This is a genomic window from Massilia sp. S19_KUP03_FR1 (assembly GCF_036688685.1).
GTDB lineage: Bacteria > Pseudomonadota > Gammaproteobacteria > Burkholderiales > Burkholderiaceae_D > JALYUM01.
In genome coordinates this window covers 1-23,524 of the sequence record NZ_JAQQPS010000020.1, presented here as the reverse complement: position 1 = coordinate 23,524, position 23,524 = coordinate 1, and the positions used below count along the sequence as shown (strand labels likewise).

Here is a 23,524-nt window from a genome sequence, read left to right as displayed (position 1 = left end):
CGCCATGGTAACAAATCGTGGCGCTGGAATGGTATTCTTCGGCTACTCAACCAGGTGGAACGCCATGCTCGCCAACTTTTTTCAGCTGCCCCAGCACGGCACCACGGTCCGCACCGAACTGGTGGCGGGCCTGACGACCTTTCTGACGATGGCCTACATCCTGTTCGTCAATCCAACCATCCTGGGCGCGGCGGGCATGCCGAAGGACGCCGTGTTCGTCGCCACCTGCCTGGTCGCCGCGCTCGGCAGCGGCATCATGGGCCTGTACGCCAACTACCCGATTGCGATGGCGCCAGGCATGGGCCTGAACGCCTATTTCGCCTTTGCCGTGGTGCTGGGCATGGGGGTGCCGTGGCAGCAGGCGCTCGGCGCCGTGTTCATTTCCGGCTGCCTGTTTATCATCGTCACCCTGTGCGGCCTGCGTGCACTGATTGTGAATGGCATTCCTGCCTCCCTGCGCACCGCCATCACGGTGGGCATCGGCCTGTTCCTGGCGCTCATTGCGCTCAAGGGCGCAGGCCTGGTGGTGGCCAACAAGGACACCATGGTCAGCGCCGGCGACTTGCACCAGCCGCCCGCGCTGATGGCCATCTGCGGTTTTATCCTGGTTGTCACGCTCGACAAACTACGTGTGCGCGGTGCGATCCTGATCGGCATCCTGGCCGTCACCATCCTGAGTTTTTTCTTCGGTGGCAACCATTTCGTCGGCATCTTTGCGCTGCCGCCCTCGCTCGCGCCGACCTTCCTGCAGCTCGATCTGCGCGGCGCGCTCACTGGCCACGGCACCGCTGGCATCCTGAACGTGGTGCTGGTGTTCTTCCTGGTTGAACTGTTCGACGCCACCGGCACGCTGATGGGCGTGGCCAGCCGCGCCGGCTTGCTGGTCGAAGGCAAGATGGACCGCCTGAATCGCGCACTGCTGGCCGACAGCGCCGCCATCGTCGCCGGCTCGGTGCTGGGCACCTCGAGCACCACCGCGTATATCGAAAGCGCCGCCGGCGTGCAAGCCGGCGGACGCACCGGCTTGACCGCGGTGACCGTCGCCGTGCTGTTTCTGGCCTGCCTGTTCATCGCGCCGCTGGCGAGCGTGGTGCCGGCCTATGCCACCGCGCCGGCGCTGCTGTTCGTGGCCTGCCTGATGCTGCGCGAACTGGGCGAAATCGACTGGGACGACAGCACCGAAAGCATCCCCGCCGCCATCACCGCGCTGGTGATCCCGTTCACGTATTCGATCGCCGAGGGCATCGCCTTTGGCTTCATCACCTACGCGGCGCTGAAACTCACGACCGGGCGCGCGCGCCAGGTGGCGCCGATCATCTGGGTCATCGCGGCCCTGTTCCTGTTCAAATTCGCCTGGATTGGGGCGTAAGTTACAATGGCGGTCCAGCCAGGGGCCAATTCCGACCTGGCGCTATTCGTCAAAGCCCATGAAATTTTTCGCATTGTCCGCGCTGGTGCTTGCCAGCGCACACGGCGCTGCCAGCGCCGACGACTTCTCCCCCGTCCCCGAATCCGCATGGTTGCGCGGCGATGTCCCAACGGGTCCACTGAAAAAAATCCCGGAAGGCAGCTGGTCGACGTCCGCCGAACTGGGCGCCATCTCCACCTCCGGCAACACCGCCGGCACCTCGATCACCGGCAGGGTCGACGCCCAGCAGGAACTGGAAGACTGGAGCAACCGCTACACCTTCGCCGGCTACTTCAAGGAAGACGAAATCACGCAAGCAGACGGCAGCCGTGAGCGCGAACGCGCCGCCGAGCGCTACGCCGTGTCGGCCCGCTCGGCCCTGAAACTGATGAAGGAAGGCAGCAAGCTGTTCGTCTACGGCTCGCACGTGGACGACAAGTTCGGCGCCTACACGCGCTTCACCACGCTGGCCGTCGGCCACAGTTCGCAATGGTACAAAGCGGACGGCAAGGCGCTCGACGTGGAAATCGGGCCGGGCTACTTCAGTGGCCAGCGCGCCGCCGGCGAAGGCGAGAAAGGCGTGACCGTGCACGGCGCTGCCGCACTGCGCTGGCAGTTGAGCGATTCGGCGCAGTTCGCGCAGACCGTCAGCGTCGAACGCGGCACCTCGAATGTGCACTCGATGGCCGAGTCGTCGCTCAGTACCAAGATCAACGACACCATGCAGATGAAGGCCGCGTTCAGTGCCCGCAGCGACACGAATGTCCCGGTCGACAAAAAAAATACCGATACGCAGACCTCGGTAACGCTGGTCTACTCATTCTGAGGTCATCCCCGCCGCGGCGGGGATGACCTGGTTCATCACGCAGCCTTGTGCGAGCGCGTAAAAATCAGCGCGACCAGCGACAGCAGCGACACCCCGCTCAAGTACCACCCCACCGCCCCCAGACCGTATGATTTGGCCAGCGAGGTGGCAATCAGCGGCGCCACCGAGGCCCCGAGAATGCCGGCCAGGTTGAACGTCAGCGACGCGCCGGTGTAGCGCACCGCCGCCGGAAACAGCTCCGACAGCAAGGTGCCAAGCGGCCCGTAGGTCATGCCCATCAGCCCCATGCCGACGCACATGAACAGCCCTACCTGCACAATATCGCCGGAGCCGAACAGCGGCGCCAGGGCGAAGCCGTACAGCGCGATGACCGCGTTAATGCCGATCATGGTGCCGCGCTGGCCGTATTTATCGGCCAGCAGCGCCGACAGCGGAATGGTCAGGCCGAAGAACACCACCGACAGCAGTTGCAGCTTCAAAAATTCCGGGCGCGAGTAATGCAGCGCCGTGGTGCCCCAGCTGAGCGCAAACACGGTCATCAAATAGAACACGGCGAAGGTGGCGATCGCCGCCACGGTGCCCATGAACAGCATGCCGCCATGATCGCGCAGCACGGTGACGACCGGCACCTTGACGCGCTCGTTGCGGTCGATGACGTTCTGGAAGGCCGGCGTCTCCGTCAGTTTCAAGCGGATGTACAGGCCGATCGCCACCAGCACGGTCGAGGCCAGGAACGGAATGCGCCAGCCGTACGAGAAAAACTCGGCGTCCGACAGGTAGGTTGAGAGCAGCAGGAACGAGCCGCCGGCGAGAAAAAAGCCGATCGGTGCGCCCAGTTGCGGGAACATGCCGTACCAGGCGCGCTTGCCCGGTGGCGCATTTTCGGTTGCCAGCAGCACCGCCCCGCCCCATTCGCCACCCAGGCCCAGGCCCTGGCCGAAGCGGCACAAGGCAAGCAACAGCGGCGCCCAGGTGCCGATGCTGGCGTAGGTCGGCAGGCAGCCGATCAGCACCGTCGAGACGCCCATCGTCAGCAGCGCCGCGACCAGCGTGGCCTTGCGCCCGATGCGGTCGCCGAAGTGGCCGAACACGGCCGAGCCGATCGGACGCGCAATGAAGGCGATGGCGAAGGTGGCGAGCGACTGCAGCATCGCGGCCGATGCATCGCCGCTCGGGAAGAACAGGCGCGGGAACACCAGCACGGCGGCATTCGCGTAAATATAGAAATCGAAAAACTCGATGGTCGTGCCGATCAGACTGGCGAACAGGACCGTCGAAGCCTTGTTGACCGGCACCGTCACGGTCGGCAGGGGCGTGGCGACCGTCATGCTGCCACCGCCAGTGCATCCGATACGTCCTGGGCACTGGCGGGCCGCACCACGCGCGCGACTTCCTGGCCGTCTTTCAGCACAACGATGGTCGGCCACAGCTTGACCTTGAAGGAGCGGCCCAGCGGCCGGCCGGGACCGTCCTCAACCTTCAGGTGGCGCACCGACGGCGCCGCTGCGATGGCCGCCTCAATTGCGCTGGCGGCGCCCTGGCAGATGCCGCACCAGTTGGTGCCGAAATCGAGCGCCACGGCGCCCTGGTAGTGGTCGACGTCGCTGCGCTCCGGCTGCGTGGTCGAATAAGGTGTGAACATGTCGTCTCCTGGTTTGTATGACGACCCAAGCGTACAACATATGCTGTCGCCTTGGCGAGCCATCATGATAGTTCGGGCAACATTTCGCCGTCGGTGCAGCAGCGAACGGAACGGTAAGCCTGCAACTGGCATGCTGACGATGCAGATGTTGTTGTACCTTCGTTGCACCTTCGCCGCGTCCGCTCCCGCGCGGGCGCACAGGCGCGTGGCCTGCCCTGCTTGTCGCGCCGTTTTTCCTCCCCCCAACGTCACCTTCGAACGCCCGACCGCGTTGGTGCCGACACCCAAGGAGAGTTAGTGAATATCCCTGTCTTCATCACCTCGCTGGACCTGAGTCTCACCAATACCCTGTTCGCCATCGGCGCCGCGGTCCTCAGTTTTATCGTTATTCACGGCGCCGTCGCATTCTTCCGCAAGCGCCTCAACAGTTTGTCGGAAAGCGGCGCCCACAGCGCGGTTGCCGAAGTCCTGCGCCAGACCCTGGCGCGCACCAGCAAGCTCGCCGTCATCGCCACGGCGCTGTTGATCGGCCTGTCCGTGCTCGACCTGCCGCCGAAATGGGAAGGACGCGTCAGCAATTTGTGGTTCATCACCCTTGGGATCCAGCTTGCGCTGTATGCGCACCGGGCCATTGCGGTCAGTGCGCAGCGTTACTTCCGGCGCCGCGCGCCGGTCGGCGGCGAGGACGAACAAGTCACCGTCGCCCACACGTTCATCACGTGGATCCTGCAGATTGCCGTCTGGGTGGTGTTCCTGCTGGCCACCTTGTCCAACCTGGGCGTTAATGTCAGCACGCTGGTGGCCAGCCTCGGCATTGGCGGTATCGCCGTCGCGCTGGCGGTCCAGAACGTGCTGGGCGACCTGTTCGCCTCGCTGTCGATCGCGGTCGACAAGCCGTTCGAGGTAGGCGACTCGATCTCGGTGGCGGGTTTTTCCGGCAAGGTGGAACACGTGGGCCTGAAGACCACCCGCGTGCGCGCCGACAGCGGCGAGCAGATCGTCATCTCGAACGCCCAGATCCTGAAGGACACGCTGCGCAACTTCAAGCGCATGACCACGCGCCGCGTGCAGTTCGCGCTGCAAGTCAATCCCGATACGCCGCCCGCCCTGGCTGGCCAGATCCCGGCCGCCCTGCGCGCCATCATCGAGCGCCAGGACAAGGTCCGCTTCGACCGCGCCCACCTGAAAACGCTGGCGCCGGAATCGATCGGCTACGAGGTGGTGTATTTCGTGCTCGACCCGAACTACACGCTGTTTATGGACACGCAGCAAATCATCATCCTGGAGATGATGCAGTTGCTGGACGACCTCGGCATCTCCACGGCGCCGCGTCCACAGCCGGTGCAGGTGATGGCGGCGGAGGTGCTGCCCGGCCCAACGGCTGCGGCGCCGGTGCGCCCTACCTTGCTCAAAACGGCCTCGGACCAGGCTACAGCTTCAGTTCCAGCGCCGCGCGCAACACGGGCGCCGTCGGGGTAATCGTCGCGTCGGCGCGCGCCCCATCGGCGTCGACCCAGGTCAGCGCTGTCATATACGACTGGTGCAAGGCATTGGCCACCGACAGCCGCAGCTGCACTTTCGGACTGATTCTGGCGAGCGCGTACAGGTCCAGCAAGCGCTTCGGGGTGCTGTAGTCGAATTCGTTCAGGCTGAAACGCACTGGCCCGCCGTTCTGATAGCTGTAGCTGGCGCCCAGCGTCAGCGGCAGCCGGTCCATCTTGTAGTCGACGCCCAGGTTGGCCGACACCGGCGTCTGGCTGACGAGCCGGTTGTTCGGGCCGGGCAGCGTGTCCAGGCGCGACCAGTTGCGCGCGAGGTTGGCGCGCAGGTCGATCGCCGGCGCCGCCTTGAACACGGATTTCAGCGCAAATTTCGCCTCCAGCTCGATGCCGTGCGCCTGCGCCTTGCCGGTGTTGATGGGCATCGACACCCACAAGCCGTCGATCAGAAAAATATTGTTGCGCGCATTGTCCTCGATGCGGCGCAGATAGGCGCTGGCACTGAGCAAACCGCCGCCTTGAAGGTAATGCTCGAAGGCCAGGTCCAGGCCCCAGGCCAGCTCGGGTCTGAGGCGCGGGTTGCCCTGCTCGTCCGGCGTGGTGGCGCTGTTCTCGATGGCGCGGAGGCGGCGCGGGAGCAACTCGTTGGTGAACGGCGCCTTGTAGGTACGGCTCAGGGCCAGCCTGACCTGGTCCTGTTTTGAACCGGGCAGTTTATACAGCGTTTGCAGCAATGGGCTCCAGACTGCAGAGGTATTCTCAACGCCGCTGCTACGCGTGCGCACGCCTTCCCAGCGCAAGCCCAGATAGGCCGACCACTGTTTGCTGATGGTCCATTCGTCCTGCGCAAACAGCGCCAGGCGCACCACGCTGGCGTCAAAAGCCAGGTTCAGGTTGGCGGGTGGGTCGCCGGCGGCGATGTCGCGCTCGATCCGGTGTTCCGTGCGCGCGCTCCAGGCGCCGTCCCAGCCGGCCGTCAGCGCGTGCTTGCCAAACACCGGCGTCGCATACTTGACGCTCGCGGATACACCCTGGTCGCGCGGACGCGACGTGGTGCGCCGCTCGAGCGCCAGGGTAGCGGCGCGATCGTATTCGAATGCCTCCCGTTCGACCCTGCGCGTGCCGGTACTGACGCCGGCTTTGGCATCGAACCTGGCGCCGTCGGCCATTTTGTGGGTCCATGTCAGGTCGCTGCGCGCCAGCACGGTACGCTGCGCCAGGCTGGTCACAGCGCTGCTGAACGCCGGCGGTGCGCCGAGCGTGGTGATGCTGCGCTCGGTGGCGGGTCCGCCGTATTCATTCGCGGCCAGGAACGATTGCCACGCCAGGCTGTCGTCCGGCCCCAGCGTCAGGTTCACGCGTGGCGCCAGGTTCACGCCCTGGTAGGTGCCGCGCATGAAGCTGGCCTGGTCGCGCCGCCCCAGTGGCGCGCCGGCCGGGTCGGAGAACGTCGTAAAACCCGTGGCCGGGCGGTCCTGGGTTGACCAGGCCAGGCCGCTGACGACGGCGTAGGACAGGTTGCCGGCTTTGTCGGACACGCTGAAATTGGCATTGCCGCCTGGCCGGCCATGCTCCGACTGGAGCGTGGTTTTCAGTTCGCGCTGGGCCGCCACCACCGCGCGCCTGAGAACGATGTTGATGGTGCCGGCGATGGCCTGGGTGCTGTATTCGGCGCTGGCCGCGCGCATGATTTCAATCCGTTCGATCAGGTCCGGCGCCAGCCCATCGAGTGAGAACCCGGGTGGCGCAGGGTCGCCGTTGAGCAGTATCTGCGTGTAGCCGCTGCCCATGCCGCGCATTTTGATGTCGCCGCCGCGGCCCGGAACACCACCGATGGTAATGCCCGGCAGCCGCTTGAGCACGTCGCCGATGCTCGTATCGCCTTGTTTCACGATCTCGTCGTGGGTGACCACGATTTTCGCCGCCGTATCGTCGCGGCGCGGATCGTAGGCCGTGGCGCTGGCCTTCACCTGCACCACCTGCAGCGGCCCTTCTTCAGGCGCGGCATGGGCAAATGCGCCCGCGGCGATCGACAGCAGCGGCGCGAGCAGCAGGATGTGCGGGACAGTTGGCATGGTGACTTGCTCGAATGAAAGAGCTGCACATCATCGCATGCAAACCAGGTCGCGCAAACGGCGAGTGACGAAATGTCGCCGGCGCGACGTGAACGTGACGCAAGCCGTCGGTGCCTCGAAAATCGCCGTTCATTCGCGCTGGCCGCGCCTTGATCGGAAATAGATCAGTCACTGCAAAAAAATATCCTAAAGTTACAGTCCAGGCTTGCCGTGGGCAAGCTATTCACAGGAGAAGACGATGCGTCATTTCATCATTGCATTACTGTTGGGCTGCGCCGCGTGCGCGTCCGCCCACGCAGAAGAGCGCCGGCTGGACAGTGCAGCCTTGCAGGATTTTACCGGCCAATACGTCCTCCAGGACGGTCGCGTGCTTACCGTCACGCAGCGGCAGCGCACACTGGCGGGACAACTCGACGGGCGCGACCTGGTTGCGCTCAAGCCAGTCGGCCCCGCAACCTTCGCCTCGCCGGGCGGTGAGCTGGTACTGCTATTCGACCAGCGCCGCAACGGCAATGTCGCAGCGGTCACGGTAACGGAATCGGGTTCCCGCGCGCTGCGCGCCAGCCATTGAGACCGCCTGGACGCCACAGGTGGCGCTGCGCAACTATCTGCCGCGCCGCTTTAAACATGCATACGTCGCGCATCATGCAACCATTCCCGCGTAAACACCACTCATCCCCTGAATTGCGCAATCCGTCGCAGCCTGCGCGATTTTACACGGAAGGCGTCCTACAGTGCATGTACGCCTTCCAGACAGAGACGGCGCCACCCACTCACAGGAGCAACATCATGCGCAAATCGACCTTCTCCCTGCTGTTCGGCATTCTGCTGGCAGGCTCCGCCGTTGCGGCGCCCGCTGCTCAACCCGCGTTGGGGGACTACGTCGGACGCTACGTGCTGGCGGACGGTCGCATTCTGACCGTCGAGGAAGACGGTGGCCAACTGAGCGCCGTCATCACATTTCGCACGCCAACGCTCAATCCCCGCTTCAACGGCGCGCGCGCAATGCTGCTCAAGCCGGACGGGTTGGGCAGCTTCGTCGCGACATCGCAAGCGCTGCGCATTACCTTCGGCCAGGATCGGCAAGGCGATATCGCCCAAGTGAGCCTGGAGGATCGGGCCGCCCCGATGATCGGACTGGCACGCCGTTGATGGTGCCAGCTAGCCCTGCCCCGGCTCGCCCTGCGGCGGCGCTGGCAGATAGCGCGGGGCCGTGTCTTCCTGCTCTTGCGGCTCGGGCGGCTGTGCCAGCGGATGCTCGTTCGGTTGCGCCCCCTCCTGCTGCATGTCGCCCGGCTCTTCGACTTCTTCTTCAACCGGCTCTTCACGCCGGATGACCGGTGCCGGTGGACGCCCGCCCGCGAACAGCGCGGCCGGATCGATCTTGCGCGCGTCCAGCGCAGCCTTGAAAAAGTCACCCACCAGCAGCACCGCGTTGTGCCCGCCCTGCCCCCAGTAGCTCGAACGCATGGCGATGCGGGTGTCGTTGAAGCCGACCCAGGCGCCACCGACCAGGTTCGGGTGCATCAGGATGAACCAGCCGTCGGCATTGTTCTGGGTGGTGCCCGATTTGCCGGCAACGTCGCCGTTGATGCCGAATTTGTAGCGGATCGCGGTACCCGTGCCGCGGTTGATCACACCGCGCATCATATCGACCAGGGTGATCGCGGACGGTGCACTCATGCCGCGCGCCGGTTGCTCGGTGCCGAATGTTGCCAGCACCTTGCCGTCGCGGTCGAGGATGCGTTTCACGAACACCGGGCGGCGATAAGCGCCCTGCGCGGCGATGGTCGAGTAGGCCGTCACCATTTCCAGCAGCGTCACCGGGCTGGTGCCCAAGGCCAGCGACGGCACCGCCGCCAGCTTGCTCTGCTTGATGCCGAGCGATTGCGCCAGTTGCACGATGGTGGGAATGCCGACGTCCTGCATCACCTGCGCGGTGATGGTGTTTTTCGAGTACACCAGGCCATCGCGCATGGTCATCATGCGGCCGGTCGAGCCGCCCATGTCGGTCGGTCGCCAGGTGCTGCCGTCGCCGGCCTTGATGCTGGTGACGGCGTCCAGGTAAGCGTGATCGGGAGAAATGCCTTTTTCCAGCGCGGCGCCGTATACAATCGGCTTGAAGGTGGAGCCGGGCTGGCGCGCGGCCTGCGCCACGTGGTCGAACTGTTCGCGCTGGAAGTTGCGGCTGCCGACCCAGGCCTTGACTTCACCCGTGGCCGGATCGAGCGCGACAAAGCCCGCCTCCAGGCGGGTCTTGGCGGCCCGCAGCGCCGCCATGAATTCGCGGTCACCCTTGAAGCGCTTGAGCAGCTCGGCCGGTTCGGCATCCTTGGCGGCGGCGGCCTTGCGGTACTCGGCCGACTCGCGGATGAAGGTGTCGAGCAGTTCCGGGCGTGAGCGCCACAGGTAATCGAACGGTTTCACGGAATTGTGCACGGCGGCGTAGGTGCCGATCGAGGACGTCACCAGCGGGCTGGCCGCACTCCATTCGACGTCGGCCACTGCCTGCAGCGCATTGGTCTGGCGCTCGACCGCTTGCAAGGCATCCTGCTGCAAATCGTAGTCGAGCGTGGTCTGCACCACCAGGCCGTCGAGACGCAGGTTGTAATCGTTTTCGTCGGCCCAGTCGATCAGGAACTTGCGCACGTAGGCCGTGAAATGGGTGTCGGTGCCGGCCCGTTCCGGCTGGCGCGCAAAGTGCAGGCGCAGCGGGCGTTTCAGCAGCTGGCGGTAGCGCGCTTCGGGAAACGCGCCCTGCTTGAACATCTGGCCCAGCACCACGTTGCGACGCTGCAGCGAACGGTCGGGATTGTTGACCGGGTTGTAGTAATTGGTCCCCTTCAGCATGCCGACCAGTGTGGCTGACTCGAGCACGTCGAGTTGCGCCGCCGGTTTGTCGAAATAGGTGCGCGCCGCCATTTCGATGCCGAACGCGTTGTACAGAAAGGGCACGGTATTCAGATACGCTTCGAGAATCTCGGTCTTGCTGAAGGTACTTTCGATCTTCAGCGCCGTAATCAGTTCCTTGAGCTTGCGATTGAGGTTGCGCGAGCGCCCGATTTCTTCCGGGAACATATTGCGCGCCAGCTGCTGGGTGATGGTCGAGCCGCCCTGGGCGTCGCCCTTCAGGCTGGCGAACATGGCGCCGCCGATGCGCTTGAAATCGACGCCGTGGTGGTCATAAAACCTGCGGTCTTCGGTGGCGATCAGGGCCGCGATGACGTGCGGCGAAATCTGCGCCAGTTTCACGCGTTCCTGGACGCCCTGGTCGAAGGTCGCCAGCTCCTTGCCGTCGGCCGACTGGATGATCGACGCGCGCGCGCTTCTCGCCTGCTTCAGGTCGGCAATGCCGGGCGTCAGGGGAATCAGGATCAGCATGTAGACCAGCAGGATAGCCAGCAAGGCGGCCATCCCGATCAAGCCGACCAGCAGCACACGCTGATACGGCGGGCGATTGTTCAGGTGGTCGATTGCCCAGCTGCGGGCCCAGCCCCGGGTCCGGCTGTAACCTGCGCGGGCCTGCGTCGAGGCGCTGCTGACGAGCCGCTTGCCGCGCTCGCGCAGCGGTGATTCTGTCTGTTGATGGTCGTCCACGTCGCGCTTGCCTGCTTAATAATAAGTCAAGCGGCGAGTATAGCTGACAGCGCGCAAACCCCGCGCAGAATTGTTCAGCAGGAAACGATTCGACGGTGTTCTGCGCGGGTTGTTCGGGGTGATCAGCGTTTACTTGACCCGCTGCTTTTCCAGCTTGCGCGCCAGGGTCCGGCGATGCATGCCCAGCCGTCTCGCCGCCTCGGAAATATTAAAATCCGTCTCCGCCAGCATGGCGTGGATGCGTTCCCACTCCAGCGTCTTGATCGAGGTGGTGGCGCGGTCGGTGACGTCGGCGTCGGCATTGCCCGCGACGTGGCCGAACGCGGCTTCGATATCGTCGGTATTGGACGGCTTGGCCAGGTACTGGCACGCGCCCAGCTTGATCGCTTCGACCGCCGTGCCGATGCTGGCGAACCCGGTCAGCACGACGATCAGCATGTCCGGATCATGGTGATGCAGCATTTGCACGCATGACAGCCCGGACGAGGTCCCCTTCAGTTTCAGGTCGACCACCGCATAGCCCGGCGTATGGGTTTTCAGCAGGGCCGCGGCTTCTTCCTGACTGTGGGCGTGGATGACCTGGTAGCCGCGCCGCTCGAACGAGCGCGACAGCGTGCGCGCAAACGCTTCATCGTCCTCGATGATGATCAACAGCCGGATCTCGTCGGAACCGTCAGCGGGCATGTGCTCTCCTGTTGTGCAAGGCGATCGAGGCCAGCGGCAGCGTCAGGCGTACTTCGGCGCCGCCCGCGGCCAGGTTGCTGGCGGTGACCGACCCGCCCAGCGTGCGCGCCACGTTGACGGCCAGGAACAGGCCGAGGCCGCCACCGGGGCGGCCCTTGCTCGAATTATAGGGCTTGCCAAAATTGGCCAGCATGGCCGGCGCGAAACCGGGGCCGCGGTCGCGCACGACCACGTCAAGCTGGCCGTCGTCGCACGAGGCGGCCAGCGCGACCCAGTCGGGCGACGCTTCGCGGGCATTGTCGAGGACGTTATCGATCATCTGTTTCAGGGTCAGGTCGAACACGATCGGGACGTCGGGGTCGATCTGGTTATCGTACTGGAAATCGGCCATGGGACGGCTCGCCTCCCAGTCTTCGACCAGGTCGTCGAGAAAATTGTTGATCGTCGTCGGCACCGCCGATTCGCCGCGCGTCTCGCCGGCCGACAACAAAATCCCGCTGACGATCGCCTTGCAGCGCGCTAGCTGGGTTTGCATTTCGCTGATTTCTTCCAGCAATTCCGGATTGTCGCGCATGGCGGGAATGCGGCGCCAGTCGCCCAGGATCACGGACAGCGTGGCCAGCGGCGTGCCCAGTTCATGGGCGGCGCCCGACGCCAGCAGACCGATGCGCACGATGTGTTCTTCTTCGGTGGCCCGCGCGCGCATGTCGGACAACTGCAAATCCTTGCGGCGCGAGGTGCGCGTGATGCGCGAAATGAAAATTACCGGCAAGGCCAAGTCCAGCGCAAAGCAGATCAGCATGCCCTGCACGTACAGGCTGCCGATGCCGCGCGCGTGGTCGAATGGCAGCGCAAGCGGGTGCGCGAAAATGGCCAGGCCCGCCATGCACAGCGCCGTGATGCCGACGATGATCCAGGTCGACCAGTAATCTAGCAGCACCGCCGCCAGGATCACCTGCAGCAGGTAGAGGAAGGCGAACGGATTGGTGGTGCCGCCGGCCAGGTAGAGCTGCATGGTGAGAATGCCGACGTCGACCAGCAAGGCAAAGAACAGTTCCCGGTTGGTGATCAGGCGGTGTTCGTGCCAGCGCAGGTGGCTGGCCACGTTGAAGAAAATCAGGAACACCAGCACTTCGAGCATTTCCACCAGCGGCAGGCGGATGTGGTACACCAGTGTGGCGATGGCGATCGTGGTGATCTGGCCGATCACGGCGATCCAGCGCAGCTCGATCAGCTGCAGCATGTTCCTGTGGCCAGCCGCGTGTTCAACGCGCGCGACGGCAATCGCGGGAGCAGCTTTTTGCAATGGCACGTCAGGCCGCGTGATCATGGCGCCGGCCCGGGCCGCGCCGGGCCACCCACCACCAGGCGGCGCCGACCATCGCGGCCAGCGCGAACCAGGTCAGTGCATACACCAGGTGGCTGTTTGGAAACGAGATCACGGTCAGGCCGCCTACGGGCGGCCCGGCATCGCGCGGACCGGCAGTGCCGGCCTGGCGTGCATCGGCGTCGATAAAGAATGGGGCGACGCGCGCCAGGTTGCGGGCGGCAGCAATGGCCGCGACATCGCGCGAATACCAGCGGCCGGTGACGGCGTCGTTGAGGCGCAGGAAGCCGCCTTTGGGCTCGGTCAGGCGCAGCAGGCCGGTCACGGTGACGGATTCACCACCGGCGGCGCAGGCGTCGGGGCCGGCGCGACTGACTTCGTACCCGCTGGCGCCGCCGAGCGCGCCGGGAATGAAGCCGCGGTTAACCAGCACGGTCGTGCCGTCAGGCTGGCACAGGGGGGTGAGCAGCCAGAAGCCGCTGCCACGCACCGTGACCGCTTGCACCGGGGTGGTCAGGTCGAACAGGAAATGGCCGCGCACGCGCACATGACGGTATTCGTCGTTTGCCGCGCTGATTGCTGGCCATGCCTGGGAATGGGGAACATCGGTGGGTGTTGCGTGGACCCTGGCATCGACCCGTTCGATCAAGGCCAGTTTCCACTGCAATCTTACAACCTGCCATGTGCCGAGACCGGCAAACAGCAATAACAACAACAGCGCGATCCCGCTCAGGATGCGGCGCCGGGCCTTGGCAGGCCGGCGCTGCGGTTCAGCTGAACCATTGGCAGGGAGCGCGCTGTTTTCCAACATCAAGGCATGTCGTGCGCACCGTGGACGGCGTCGACTTCCATTCCAGGCATCATGTTGGCGTTCATGTGGTACATGACCCAGATCGAACCGGCCAGCATGATCACCAGAACGATGACGGTGAAGATGGTCGACATCAGGGTCCAGCCATGTTCGGCTTTCGACGTCATGTGCAGGAAGTAAATCATGTGCACGACAACTTGCACGCCGGCAAACGCCAGCAGCACGATGCCGGTGGTGCCTGGTGGCAGCACCTTGGCCATGACGAGCCAGAACGGAATCGCGGTCAGGATCACCGACAGGATGAAGCCGATCGTGTAATCCTTCATGGTGCCGTGGCTGCCGCTGTCGTGGCCGTGGTGACCGTGGTCGCCGTGACCATGGTCGTGGGTGGAATGGTCGCTCATGGCAAGGTCCCCATCAGGTAAACAAAGGTAAAGACGCCGATCCAGATCACGTCCAGGAAGTGCCAGAACATCGACAGGCAGGTCAGGCGACGGATGTTTTCCGGCGTCAGGCCGTGCTTGCCAACCTGGACCATGAGCGTCACCAGCCAGATCACGCCAAAGGTCACGTGCAGACCGTGGGTACCGACCAGTGCGAAGAACGAGGTCAGGAAACCACTGCGCTGCGGACCTGCGCCTTCATGGATCAGGTGCACGAATTCCCAGATTTCAACACCCAGGAAGCACAGGCCGAAGGCGCCCGTGATGGCCAGCCACACCAGCGCGGTCGACTTGGCATTGCGATTTGCGGCCAGCAAGGCGAAGCCGTAGGTGATCGACGACAGCAGCAGGAATGCCGTGTTCATCGCCACCAGCGGCAGGTCGAACAACTCGGCGCCGGACGGGCCGCCCGCATAATTGCGGCCCAGCACGGCGTAAGTTGCAAACAGGCAAGCGAAGATCAGGCAATCGCTCATCAGGTAGATCCAGAAGCCCAGCAAGGTGCCGTTCTCCGGATGGTGCTCGGTCACGTAGTAACGCGAGGCGTCGCCGACCATATTGCCGGCTTCGGCTTGGTTAGATGCAGTAAATTCAGACATGGCTTTCCAGCAAACGAGTGTGAGCAAGTTCCGTTGCAGCGACTTCTTCCGCAGGGATGTAGTAATCGCGCTTGTAGTTGAAGGTGTGGGCGATCACGGTGCCGACCAGGGCGACCATGCCAACCACGGCCAGCAGCCACATGTGCCAGATGATCGCGAAACCCACCACGGCGGACAAGGCAGCGATCACGAAGCCGGCCCAGGTGTTCTTCGGCATGTGGATCGCCTTGAAACCGGTCAGCGGACGCGTGTACTTCATCTTCTTCATGTCGGCCCAGGTATCGTTGTCATGCACACGCGGGGTGAAGGCGAAGTTGTAGTCCGGCGGTGGCGACGAGGTGGCCCACTCCAGCGTACGACCATTCCATGGGTCACCCGTCACATCACGCAATTGCTTGCGACGCATGAAGCTGACACCGAACTGGATGAACATCGCGCCGATACCAGCGGCAATCATCAGGGTGCCGACCAGCGAGATCTGGAACAGCCACTGGATCGAGGTATCTTCGAAGTGACTCATGCGGCGGGTAACGCCCATGAAGCCCAGGATGTACGGCGGCGTGAACGCGACCCAGAAACCGACCACCCACAGCCAGAACGATACCTTGCCCCAGAAGTCGTCAAGCTTGTAGCCGAACGCTTTCGGGAACCAGTAATTGATACCGGCGAACATGCCGAACAGGACGCCGCCGATGATCACATTGTGGAAGTGGGCGATCAGGAACAGCGAGTTGTGCAGCACGAAGTCAGCCGATGGAATGGCCAGCATCACGCCGGTCATGCCGCCGACCGTGAAGGTCACCATGAAGGCGACGGTCCACATCATCGGCAATTCGTAGCGAATTTTGCCGTGGTACATCGTGAACAGCCAGTTGAAGATCTTCGCGCCGGTCGGAATCGAGATGATCATCGTGGTAATGCCGAAGAACGAGTTCACCGACGCGCCGGAGCCCATCGTGAAGAAGTGGTGCAGCCAGACCAGGTAGGACAGCAGCGTGATGACCAGGGTTGCGTACACCATCGAGCTGTAGCCGAACAGGCGCTTGCCGCAGAAGGTGGAGACGACTTCCGAATAGATACCAAACGCTGGCAGAATCAGGATGTAGACCTCAGGGTGACCCCAGATCCAGATCAGGTTCACATACATCATGGCGTTGCCGCCCAGTTCGCTGGTGAAGAAGTGGGTACCCATGCTGCGGTCCATGCCCAGCATGGCCAGCACGGCGGTCAGCACCGGGAAGGCAGCGACGATCAGGATGTTGGTGCACAGTGCGGTCCAGACGAAGATAGGCATCTTCATCATGTCCATGCCCGGTGCGCGCATCTTGACGATGGTGGCGATCAGGTTCACGCCCGAGAGCAGCGTACCGACCCCGGCCACCTGCAGCGACCAGATGTAATAGTCGACGCCGACATCGGGACTGGCCAGAATGCCGGACAGCGGTGGATAGGCGAGCCAGCCGGTGCGGGCAAATTCACCCACGAACAGCGAGGCCATCACCAGCACGCCGCCGAACGCCGTCATCCAGAACGAGAAATTGTTCAGGAACGGGAAGGCGACGTCGCGCGCGCCGATCTGCAGCGGCACCACGTAGTTCATCAGGCCCGTTACCATCGGCATCGCCACGAAGAAGATCATGATCACGCCGTGGGCGGTGAAGACCTGGTCGTAGTGGTGCGGCGGCAGGAAGCCATTCGCGTCACCAAAGGAAAATGCCTGCTGCGCACGCATCATCAGTGCATCGGCAAAGCCGCGCAGGAACATGACCAGGCCCAGGATCATGTACATGATGCCGATTTTTTTGTGGTCGATACTGGTGAACCAGTTGCGCCACAGCGGGCCCCACAGCTTGAATTTCGTCAACAGTGCGAGGACGGCCAGGCCACCGACGCCAACCATGGCGAAAGTAGCGAGCAGGATCGGCTCATGGAAGGGAATGGCATCCCAGCTCAGCCGACCGAAGATAAGCTTCGTCAGATCAATGTGGTCTAGCATCTTTACTTCTTTTCAGTTTTGGTTGGCGTAGTGCAAACCTCGGCAGCTGCCTGAGCAGCCACGCGACGGGCAATTTCTTCTTTTGGCAATTCTTTCATTGCCATGTCACCTTTGGCGCGCTGGGCATCCGCAGCCATCGTCTTGTTCATGCACGGGGTGCCTTCTACCACGCACATGTTCAGGATCTTGCTGTAGAGCTCAGGATCAATCGCGCCGTAAAACTCGACCGGGTGCTTTTCGCTCGGCTTGGCCAGTTCGACGTAGTTAGTACGGTTCAGTGCGCCGCCGCCAGCTTTGGTCTTCGCGACCCAGGCGTCGAAGTCCGCAGCCGAGGTGGCCTTGTAATCGAAGCGCATGTGCGAGAAACCCGCGCCGCTGTAGTTGGCCGAAAAGCCGCGGAAGGTGCCGGTCTTGTTCATCACCGCATTCATCGTCGTTTCCATACCCGGCATGGCGTAGATCTGGCCGGCCAGGGTCGGAATGTAGAACGAGTTCATCACGGTCGACGCGGTAATCTTGAAGCGCACCGGCACATCGATTGGCGTGACCAGTTCATTGACCGTGGCGATACCCTGCTCCGGATAGATGAACAGCCATTTCCAGTCGAGTGCGACCACTTGCACGATGATCGGCTTGGTGGAGGCCGGGATCGGGCGGCCTTCGGACAGACGCGTCAGCGGACGCGATGGTTCGAGCAGGTGGGTACTGATCCAGGTGATCAGGCCGAGCGCGATAATGATCAGGAGCGGTGCGCCCCAGATCAGCAGTTCCAGACGGGTAGAGTGGTCCCAATCAGGTGAATAGGGCGCTGTAGTGTTGCCCTGGCGATAGCGCCACGCGAAATACAAGGTGGCAACGATGACCGGAACAACGATCAACAGCATCAACAGCACTGAGACAATAATGAGTTGTCCCTGCTGGGCGGCAATATCTCCACCCGCGTTAAACACGACGGTGTTGCAACCGGCGAGAGAAGCGAGGGAAAGGAGGGGAATTCCGCGACGGGCGATCTTAGAAATCATGCGGTGTTGTGCGCTACTTTGGATTGATAACATGTTACTGTAATGCCATAGGACGCTGTTTGCACATTGGACGAATTGTCCCACCCTGGTGCCATATCAATTGCACGACGAGGATGGCCACAGGAAGTTTGATGTGCTGCGGAACCATAAGACTCAAACTTTGATAGGTGCACCATGCAAAGCAATACGATAAAAGACCCTGGCGTCGCCCCCCTGTCCTCTCCTACCAGTGGCATTCGCAACATCAACGCGCGCGAGCATGACATCCATCCCGGCGAAATCGCCGTTGGCGTGATCATTGGCCGCGCATCGGAATACTTCGATTTCTTCGTGTATGCGATCGCCTCGGTACTGGTGTTCCCGGCGCTGTTTTTTCCGTTCGCCGACCGCCTCGAAGGCACACTCTACTCCTTTGCGGTGTTCGCCCTCGCCTTCATTGCACGCCCGATCGGGACCGTGGTGTTCATGGCGATCCAGCGCCGCTTTTCGCGCGAAGCCAAACTGACCATCGCCCTGTTCCTGATGGGCCTGTCGACCTGTGTCATCGCCTTCCTCCCGGGCTACGCCCAATTGGGCAGCGTGGCGATCATCCTGCTGGCCGTGATGCGCTGCGGCCAGGGCGTGGCGCAGGGCGGCTCGTGGGATGGCTTACCGTCGCTGCTGGCGCTCAGCGCCCCCGAAGGCAAGCGTGGATGGTACGCCATGCTTGGCCAGCTGGGCGCACCGGTGGGCTTCCTGATCGCTGCTGGCCTGTTCGCCTTCATGATGACCAGCCTGACCTCCGAGGACTTCCTGGTCTGGGGCTGGCGCTATCCGTTCTTTGTCGCCTTCGCCATCAACGTGGTGGCGCTGTTCGCCCGCCTGCGCCTGGTCTCGACGCCTGAATATGTGCGCCTGCTGGACGAAAACGAGCTGGAGCCAACCGGCGTGGTCGAGCTGTCAAAAACCCAAGGCAGCAATATTGTCATCGGCGCCTTGGCGGCACTGGCCAGCTACGCGCTGTTCCACCTGGTGACCGTGTTCCCGCTGTCGTGGGTCTCGCTGTACGATACCCGCACCCCGGCCGACTTCCTGTATCTGCAAATGTGGGGCGCGGGCCTTGCCATCATCGGTACGCTGCTGTCGGGCCTGATCGCCGACAAGTTCGGCCGCCGCACCACGCTGGGCACCCTGGCCGTGCTGATCGCCGTGTTCTCCGCCTTCGTGCCAACCCTGATGGGCGGCGGCGAGGCCGGCCAGAACATCTATATCCTGGTGGGCTTCTCGCTGCTGGGCCTGTCGTACGGCCAGGCTGCCGGCGCCGTCACCGCCAACTTCCAGCCGAAATACCGCTACACCGGCGCGGCCTTGACGTCGGACCTGGCCTGGCTGGTCGGCGCCGCATTCGCACCGCTGGTTGCGCTGGGCCTGTCTGCCAACTTCGGCCTCGGCTACGTCAGCCTGTACCTGCTCTCCGGTGCACTCGCTTCGCTGGCCGCGCTGAGCCTGAACCGCAAACTGGAAATCCGCGACTAGTCACTCGCCTGCTTTCCATGACCCCGGATTCGTCCGGGGTTTTTTTTGAACGTGATTTTGCCAATTCGACACCATGCACCTGCGCCCTGCCCAGCCTGACGACGCCGCCGCCATCGCAGCAATTTACAACCACTACATCCTGACCACCTCCATCTCCTTCGAAGAAACCACGGTTGACGCCGGCGAGATCGCGCGCCGCATGGCCAGTGTCGGGGACGCCGGCTTGCCGTATCTGGTCGCGGAAGACCATGGGGAGGTGACCGGCTACGCCTACGCCACAGCGTGGCGCGTGCGTCCCGCCTACCGCAACTCGGTCGAAACCAGCGTCTACCTGGCTGCCGGCACCCACGCGCGCGGCACCGGCACGGCGCTGTACCGCTTGTTGCTGGCGCAACTGACCGAACGCGGCTATCACCTCGCCATCGGCGGGATCGCCCAACCGAATCCGGCCAGCGTGGCGCTGCACGAAAAACTCGGCTTCGAAAAAGTAGCGCTTTTCAAGGAGGTGGGGCGCAAGTTCGGGCAATGGGTCGATGTCGGCTACTGGCAACGGATATTGGGAGAGTGAGACCAACGGTTACGTTCCAGCTCGACATCTTGTAATCCAAAGTCGACATACCGCGGGGGCGCGGGACGACGTTGCCATGCGCCGTGCACTGAATCAGCGGCGCGCGGAGGCCGTTACGATGAGATCAACACGTCACCATCTTCCAGGAGTCCGCGCCATGTTCTCTCTTGCCAAACTCAGCCCATCAATCACGGACATGATCCGTTTCGACCACTCGTACGTATTCCTTGCCTTCCACCAGTTCAACCAGGACAAACAACCCAGCGTCAGGAAGGCTCTGGCGGATACCATCTGCACCGCGCTGGAAATCCACGTGACGCTGGCAGAAGCGATTTTTTATCCGGCGATGCACGCCGTCGATCCCGATGACCCTGTGCTGGCACGGGCGCCGCACGAACATGGCGAGATGAAGCGCCTGATCCGCGAATTGCGCGCCATCCCGGGCGACGACGCGCGCCACGACCGCGTGTTGCTGGAATTGATGCGCGAGGTGATCCACCATGTCGCCGATGAAGAAACGGTGCTGCTGCCGATTGCGGAACAAAAGCTGTCGGAATACATACTCCGTGAACTTGGTGCGCAGATGAGCAGGCGGCGCGTCGCGCTGCAGGCCTCGCAAGCGGGCAAGGTGGCCGTGAACACGGCGCTGGGCCTCTCTGGCAACACCACGACTTGGGTGGTTGGTGCAGTAGGGGCAGTGCTGGCAGTGGCGGTGGCCAGCAGCAAGAGACCGGCCGAGGCCTGAGCGATCAAGGTTGGCCATACTGATGCAGCAACAGGGCGCCACGCGCCCTGTTGCTGCATCAGTATGCTTGCGCAACCGGCGTGGCCTGGGTTTGCACCAGCCACGCCGCCGCGTCCTTCGCGCCCATCGTCTCTGCCAGCGATGCCGCGGTCATGCCGCGGCTGTCGACGGCGTCGCGACGGGCGCCGTGTTCGCTGAGCATGGCCAGAATGGTCACGCGGTTGAACATCGCCGCCATCATGAAAGGTGTCTTGCCGTCCGGGCTGTTGCCCTCGACGCTGGCGCCGTGCGCGAGCAACAAGGCCGCGATGGCGTCGTAGCCCTTGTAGGCCACGCCGGCCAGCGGGGTCTGGCCCTGGTCGTTGGCCACATTCGGATCGGCGCCGGCCGCAAGCAGCAGGCGTGACGTTTCCAGGTGGCCGTGGTAGCTGGCCAGCATGATCAGGCTGTCGCCCTTCTCGTTACGGAAGTTGACCGGCATGCCGCGCTCGATCAGTCCGGCCAGGCGGTCGCTATCGCCTTCGCGTACCAGGCCAAAGATCTGGCGCAGGAAATCGAGGGTGTCCGGGTCCATCGGTTTGCCGCCTGAAGCGGCCGCCGCGGTGTGTTGTTGGCTCATTGGTATCTCCCCGATTGTCTAAGTTGGTCTCAAGCATAGATGGGCGCCCGGGCGCCGTCCGTTAAGCCGCGTACACAGGCAGTTTGTATTCGGGCGACAGATCACCTACTATCGCAGCTAATAACAAGGAGACAAGATGGACCACCGCTATCAATCCGGATTCGGCAACGAATTCGCAACCGAGGCATTGCGGGGCGCCCTGCCCGCGCAGCGCAATTCGCCCCAGAAAGTGGCTTACGGCTTGTACGCCGAGCAGCTATCCGGCACCGCTTTTACCGCGCCGCGCAGCCACAACCGGCGTTCGTGGCTGTACCGCATCCGTCCCGCCGCGATGCACGGCAACTTCACACCAATGGAAGCAGGCCGTATCGTGGCGCGTTTCGACGACCTCGCGCCGCCACCGAACCAGCTGCGCTGGAGTCCGCTGCCGATGCCGACCGAGCCGACCGACTTTATCGACGGCTGGGTCACCATGGCCGGCACCGGGTCGGCGCAGGCGCAAACCGGCTGCGCCATCCACCTGTATGCGGCCAACGCCGACATGGTGGAGCGTTTTTTCTATTCGGCAGACGGTGAATTGCTGGTCGTGCCACAACAGGGGCGCCTGCGCATTGCCACCGAACTCGGTGTGATCGACCTGGCGCCCCAGGAGATCGCCGTCATCCCGCGCGGCATCCGCTTTCAGGTCAGCTTGCCCGATGGCGCAGCGCGCGGCTACCTGTGCGAGAACTTCGGCGCCCTGCTGCGCCTGCCCGACCTGGGGCCGATCGGCTCGAACGGCCTGGCCAATCCACGCGATTTCCTCACGCCTGTGGCCCGCTATGAGGACCGTGAGGGCGATTTCACCCTGGTGGCCAAGTTCTGCGGCCGCCTGTGGCGTGCCACGCTCGGCCACTCGCCGCTTGATGTGGTCGCCTGGCATGGCAATTACGCCCCCTATAAATATGACCTGCGTCATTTCAATACCATCGGTTCGATCAGCTACGACCACCCCGACCCGTCGATCTTCCTGGTGCTGCAGTCGCCCAGCGACACGCCCGGGGTCGACACGCTCGACTTCGTGATTTTCCCGCCGCGCTGGCTGGTGGCCGAACACAGCTTCCGGCCGCCCTGGTTCCACCGCAATGTCGCCAGCGAATTCATGGGACTGATCCACGGCGCCTACGACGCCAAGGCCGAAGGCTTCGTACCCGGCGGCGCCAGCCTGCACAACTGCATGAGCGGCCATGGCCCCGATGCAGCCACCTTCGACAAGGCCAGCGCGGCCGACACCAGCGTGCCGGACAAGGTAAGCGACACGATGGCCTTCATGTTCGAAACCCGGCACGTGATTTGCCCGACGGCGCAGGCAATGGCCTCGCCGCAGTTGCAGGGCAATTACCAGGCATGCTGGGCGGGCATCCAGAAGCATTTCAGGGCCGACCGGCCGTAGAACCTGTCCCGGCAGAACGCAGGAAGTCGATGGCGACCTGCGCCCAGGCGATGCATGGCAGGCGCGGACCAGGCCCGACGACGACGCATGTGTGAAGGCTGAATTTATATGTTGCTGAATAAAACCCTCACCAGAAGAACAAAACAGCACTTGCAGTATATACAACTGCGCTTTTACACTGGCCCGAGATGCAATTCCGCTTTCGGCCCAGGCGGTGTAAAAAAACGCAAAAACTGGAAATTTCCGTGGCGGGGTGACCATTCCCGACCCCAAGAAAATCGCATAGCGGCCATTTTGAGAGGCCGATTTGTTTGTTCTCGGATTTTCTTCACGTTTTCACACAGCCTGGGTCAGAAGCGGCCACTTAATAAACTAAAAACGAAAGTTGTAAATGGTGAAATTTTTCCGGCAAAATGCGCGGTTTATAGCTGCCCTCCCTTTGCTATTGCTATCAGCGATGAAGTTCTGGAACGCTGCAGAAACCGGAAATTTCGTTCTGTACATTGAATCATTTGCGTTCGTATTGTTGGCAGGTCTGTTTTATTTTGTCCAACTAAATCTGCACCGCAAGCGGCAGGCAAAGACGCTTTAGAGTGGGCGAGTAGGACTGGTTGCACAGAACGGGAAGGCCGCTAAGGGCACCTCGTTATACACAACTCTTTAGTGCGCCCATTTCACGTAACGTGCGTATCGTTTCCGCCGCCACGTGAACATCC

At 63.0% G+C, this 23,524-nt stretch carries 21 protein-coding genes; 9 read left to right on the top strand and 12 right to left on the bottom strand.

What is annotated here, in order from left to right; genetic code table 11:
- The first annotated feature begins 64 nt into the window (after positions 1 to 64).
- Both V6M87_RS20515 and V6M87_RS20510 read left to right on the top strand, forming a co-directional pair.
- A complete protein-coding gene (locus V6M87_RS20515) occupies positions 65 to 1,369 on the top strand; it encodes an NCS2 family permease (protein WP_332878523.1) in 1,305 nt (434 codons plus the stop codon).
- Positions 1,370 to 1,427: 58 nt separating this feature from the next.
- A complete protein-coding gene (locus V6M87_RS20510) occupies positions 1,428 to 2,234 on the top strand; it encodes a DUF481 domain-containing protein (protein ID WP_332878522.1) in 807 nt (268 codons plus the stop codon).
- Between the two features lie 35 nt (positions 2,235 to 2,269).
- Here V6M87_RS20510 and V6M87_RS20505 read toward each other — a convergent pair whose 3' ends face one another.
- Positions 2,270 to 3,562, bottom strand: coding sequence for an MFS transporter (locus V6M87_RS20505; protein ID WP_332878521.1), 1,293 nt, complete (start codon positions 3,560 to 3,562; stop codon positions 2,270 to 2,272).
- Positions 3,559 to 3,876: a thioredoxin family protein gene (locus V6M87_RS20500; protein ID WP_332878520.1), complete on the bottom strand. Its 318-nt coding sequence runs from the start codon at positions 3,874 to 3,876 to the stop codon at positions 3,559 to 3,561. The genes V6M87_RS20505 and V6M87_RS20500 overlap by 4 nt, the downstream gene beginning before the upstream one ends.
- Positions 3,877 to 4,173: 297 nt before the next feature.
- On the opposite strand from V6M87_RS20500, the gene V6M87_RS20495 reads away from it, so the two are divergent.
- On the top strand, positions 4,174 to 5,355 hold the full coding sequence (locus tag V6M87_RS20495; protein WP_332878519.1) for a mechanosensitive ion channel family protein: 1,182 nt from the start codon (positions 4,174 to 4,176) through the stop codon (positions 5,353 to 5,355).
- On the opposite strand, the gene V6M87_RS20490 is transcribed toward V6M87_RS20495, so the two are convergent.
- The gene (locus V6M87_RS20490) at positions 5,306 to 7,450 is read right to left on the bottom strand and encodes a TonB-dependent receptor plug domain-containing protein (RefSeq protein ID WP_332878518.1); all 2,145 of its coding nucleotides are present in this window, start codon (positions 7,448 to 7,450) and stop codon (positions 5,306 to 5,308) included. The genes V6M87_RS20495 and V6M87_RS20490 overlap by 50 nt on opposite strands.
- 238 nt (positions 7,451 to 7,688) lie before the next feature.
- On the opposite strand from V6M87_RS20490, the gene V6M87_RS20485 reads away from it, so the two are divergent.
- Together V6M87_RS20485 and V6M87_RS20480 are read left to right on the top strand one after the other, a co-directional pair.
- The gene (locus V6M87_RS20485) at positions 7,689 to 8,021 is read left to right on the top strand and encodes a hypothetical protein (RefSeq protein ID WP_332878517.1); all 333 of its coding nucleotides are present in this window, start codon (positions 7,689 to 7,691) and stop codon (positions 8,019 to 8,021) included.
- A gap of 218 nt (positions 8,022 to 8,239) precedes the next feature.
- The gene (locus tag V6M87_RS20480) at positions 8,240 to 8,602 is read left to right on the top strand and encodes a hypothetical protein (protein WP_332878516.1); all 363 of its coding nucleotides are present in this window, start codon (positions 8,240 to 8,242) and stop codon (positions 8,600 to 8,602) included.
- Between the two features lie 9 nt (positions 8,603 to 8,611).
- Here the strand turns inward: V6M87_RS20480 and V6M87_RS20475 are convergent, their stop codons facing one another.
- The 8 genes from V6M87_RS20475 to cyoA form a co-directional block, all read right to left on the bottom strand.
- A complete protein-coding gene (locus V6M87_RS20475) occupies positions 8,612 to 11,047 on the bottom strand; it encodes a penicillin-binding protein 1A (RefSeq protein ID WP_332878515.1) in 2,436 nt (811 codons plus the stop codon).
- A 129-nt stretch (positions 11,048 to 11,176) separates the two neighbouring features.
- Entirely contained in the window at positions 11,177 to 11,731 is a 555-nt protein-coding gene (locus tag V6M87_RS20470) for a response regulator transcription factor (protein ID WP_332878514.1), read from the bottom strand.
- A complete protein-coding gene (locus tag V6M87_RS20465) occupies positions 11,721 to 13,061 on the bottom strand; it encodes an ATP-binding protein (protein ID WP_332878513.1) in 1,341 nt (446 codons plus the stop codon). The genes V6M87_RS20470 and V6M87_RS20465 overlap by 11 nt, the downstream gene beginning before the upstream one ends.
- Complete coding sequence (locus tag V6M87_RS20460) at positions 13,045 to 13,869, bottom strand: SURF1 family protein (protein ID WP_332878512.1); 825 nt, start codon at positions 13,867 to 13,869, stop codon at positions 13,045 to 13,047. Before V6M87_RS20460 ends, V6M87_RS20465 begins: the two co-directional genes overlap by 17 nt.
- Positions 13,869 to 14,273: a cytochrome o ubiquinol oxidase subunit IV gene (gene cyoD / locus V6M87_RS20455; RefSeq protein ID WP_332878511.1), complete on the bottom strand. Its 405-nt coding sequence runs from the start codon at positions 14,271 to 14,273 to the stop codon at positions 13,869 to 13,871. The genes V6M87_RS20460 and cyoD overlap by 1 nt, the downstream gene beginning before the upstream one ends.
- Positions 14,270 to 14,911 (bottom strand): cytochrome o ubiquinol oxidase subunit III, encoded by a 642-nt coding sequence (gene cyoC, locus V6M87_RS20450; RefSeq protein WP_332878510.1) that lies wholly within the window; start codon positions 14,909 to 14,911, stop codon positions 14,270 to 14,272. Before cyoC ends, cyoD begins: the two co-directional genes overlap by 4 nt.
- A complete protein-coding gene (gene cyoB, locus V6M87_RS20445; protein ID WP_332878509.1) occupies positions 14,904 to 16,907 on the bottom strand; it encodes a cytochrome o ubiquinol oxidase subunit I in 2,004 nt (667 codons plus the stop codon). The genes cyoC and cyoB overlap by 8 nt, the downstream gene beginning before the upstream one ends.
- A gap of 2 nt (positions 16,908 to 16,909) precedes the next feature.
- Positions 16,910 to 17,929 carry a ubiquinol oxidase subunit II gene (cyoA, locus tag V6M87_RS20440; RefSeq protein WP_332878508.1) on the bottom strand — a complete coding sequence of 340 codons (1,020 nt, stop codon included), beginning with the start codon at positions 17,927 to 17,929 and terminating at the stop codon, positions 16,910 to 16,912.
- A 174-nt stretch (positions 17,930 to 18,103) separates the two neighbouring features.
- Between cyoA and V6M87_RS20435 the strand changes: the two genes are divergently transcribed.
- The 3 genes from V6M87_RS20435 to V6M87_RS20425 all read left to right on the top strand — a co-directional run bounded on the left by V6M87_RS20435 (position 18,104) and on the right by V6M87_RS20425 (position 20,757).
- Positions 18,104 to 19,444, top strand: coding sequence for an MFS transporter (locus V6M87_RS20435; protein WP_332878507.1), 1,341 nt, complete (start codon positions 18,104 to 18,106; stop codon positions 19,442 to 19,444).
- Between the two features lie 73 nt (positions 19,445 to 19,517).
- On the top strand, positions 19,518 to 20,012 hold the full coding sequence (locus tag V6M87_RS20430) for an arsinothricin resistance N-acetyltransferase ArsN1 family B (protein WP_332878506.1): 495 nt from the start codon (positions 19,518 to 19,520) through the stop codon (positions 20,010 to 20,012).
- 157 nt (positions 20,013 to 20,169) lie between these two features.
- Positions 20,170 to 20,757: a hemerythrin domain-containing protein gene (locus V6M87_RS20425; RefSeq protein WP_332878505.1), complete on the top strand. Its 588-nt coding sequence runs from the start codon at positions 20,170 to 20,172 to the stop codon at positions 20,755 to 20,757.
- Positions 20,758 to 20,815: 58 nt separating this feature from the next.
- On the opposite strand, the gene V6M87_RS20420 is transcribed toward V6M87_RS20425, so the two are convergent.
- The gene (locus V6M87_RS20420; protein ID WP_332878504.1) at positions 20,816 to 21,376 is read right to left on the bottom strand and encodes an ankyrin repeat domain-containing protein; all 561 of its coding nucleotides are present in this window, start codon (positions 21,374 to 21,376) and stop codon (positions 20,816 to 20,818) included.
- Positions 21,377 to 21,512: 136 nt separating this feature from the next.
- Between V6M87_RS20420 and hmgA the strand changes: the two genes are divergently transcribed.
- Positions 21,513 to 22,808 carry a homogentisate 1,2-dioxygenase gene (hmgA, locus tag V6M87_RS20415; protein ID WP_332878503.1) on the top strand — a complete coding sequence of 432 codons (1,296 nt, stop codon included), beginning with the start codon at positions 21,513 to 21,515 and terminating at the stop codon, positions 22,806 to 22,808.
- Positions 22,809 to 23,524: the final 716 nt, after the last annotated feature.

Excerpts from the sequence above, each read along its gene's own strand:
- V6M87_RS20515 (WP_332878523.1), top strand. The coding sequence starts at position 65 with ATGCTCGCCAACTTTTTTCAGCTGCCCCAGCACGGCACCACGGTCCGC.
- V6M87_RS20510 (WP_332878522.1), top strand. The coding sequence starts at position 1,428 with ATGAAATTTTTCGCATTGTCCGCGCTGGTGCTTGCCAGCGCACACGGC.
- V6M87_RS20505 (WP_332878521.1), bottom strand. The coding sequence starts at position 3,562 with ATGACGGTCGCCACGCCCCTGCCGACCGTGACGGTGCCGGTCAACAAG.
- V6M87_RS20500 (WP_332878520.1), bottom strand. The coding sequence starts at position 3,876 with ATGTTCACACCTTATTCGACCACGCAGCCGGAGCGCAGCGACGTCGAC.
- V6M87_RS20490 (WP_332878518.1), bottom strand. The coding sequence starts at position 7,450 with ATGCCAACTGTCCCGCACATCCTGCTGCTCGCGCCGCTGCTGTCGATC.
- V6M87_RS20485 (WP_332878517.1), top strand. The coding sequence starts at position 7,689 with ATGCGTCATTTCATCATTGCATTACTGTTGGGCTGCGCCGCGTGCGCG.
- V6M87_RS20480 (WP_332878516.1), top strand. The coding sequence starts at position 8,240 with ATGCGCAAATCGACCTTCTCCCTGCTGTTCGGCATTCTGCTGGCAGGC.
- V6M87_RS20470 (WP_332878514.1), bottom strand. The coding sequence starts at position 11,731 with ATGCCCGCTGACGGTTCCGACGAGATCCGGCTGTTGATCATCATCGAG.
- V6M87_RS20465 (WP_332878513.1), bottom strand. The coding sequence starts at position 13,061 with ATGATCACGCGGCCTGACGTGCCATTGCAAAAAGCTGCTCCCGCGATT.
- V6M87_RS20460 (WP_332878512.1), bottom strand. The coding sequence starts at position 13,869 with ATGTTGGAAAACAGCGCGCTCCCTGCCAATGGTTCAGCTGAACCGCAG.
- cyoD (WP_332878511.1), bottom strand. The coding sequence starts at position 14,273 with ATGAGCGACCATTCCACCCACGACCATGGTCACGGCGACCACGGTCAC.
- cyoC (WP_332878510.1), bottom strand. The coding sequence starts at position 14,911 with ATGTCTGAATTTACTGCATCTAACCAAGCCGAAGCCGGCAATATGGTC.
- cyoB (WP_332878509.1), bottom strand. The coding sequence starts at position 16,907 with ATGCTAGACCACATTGATCTGACGAAGCTTATCTTCGGTCGGCTGAGC.
- cyoA (WP_332878508.1), bottom strand. The coding sequence starts at position 17,929 with ATGATTTCTAAGATCGCCCGTCGCGGAATTCCCCTCCTTTCCCTCGCT.
- V6M87_RS20435 (WP_332878507.1), top strand. The coding sequence starts at position 18,104 with ATGCAAAGCAATACGATAAAAGACCCTGGCGTCGCCCCCCTGTCCTCT.
- V6M87_RS20430 (WP_332878506.1), top strand. The coding sequence starts at position 19,518 with ATGCACCTGCGCCCTGCCCAGCCTGACGACGCCGCCGCCATCGCAGCA.
- V6M87_RS20425 (WP_332878505.1), top strand. The coding sequence starts at position 20,170 with ATGTTCTCTCTTGCCAAACTCAGCCCATCAATCACGGACATGATCCGT.
- V6M87_RS20420 (WP_332878504.1), bottom strand. The coding sequence starts at position 21,376 with ATGAGCCAACAACACACCGCGGCGGCCGCTTCAGGCGGCAAACCGATG.
- hmgA (WP_332878503.1), top strand. The coding sequence starts at position 21,513 with ATGGACCACCGCTATCAATCCGGATTCGGCAACGAATTCGCAACCGAG.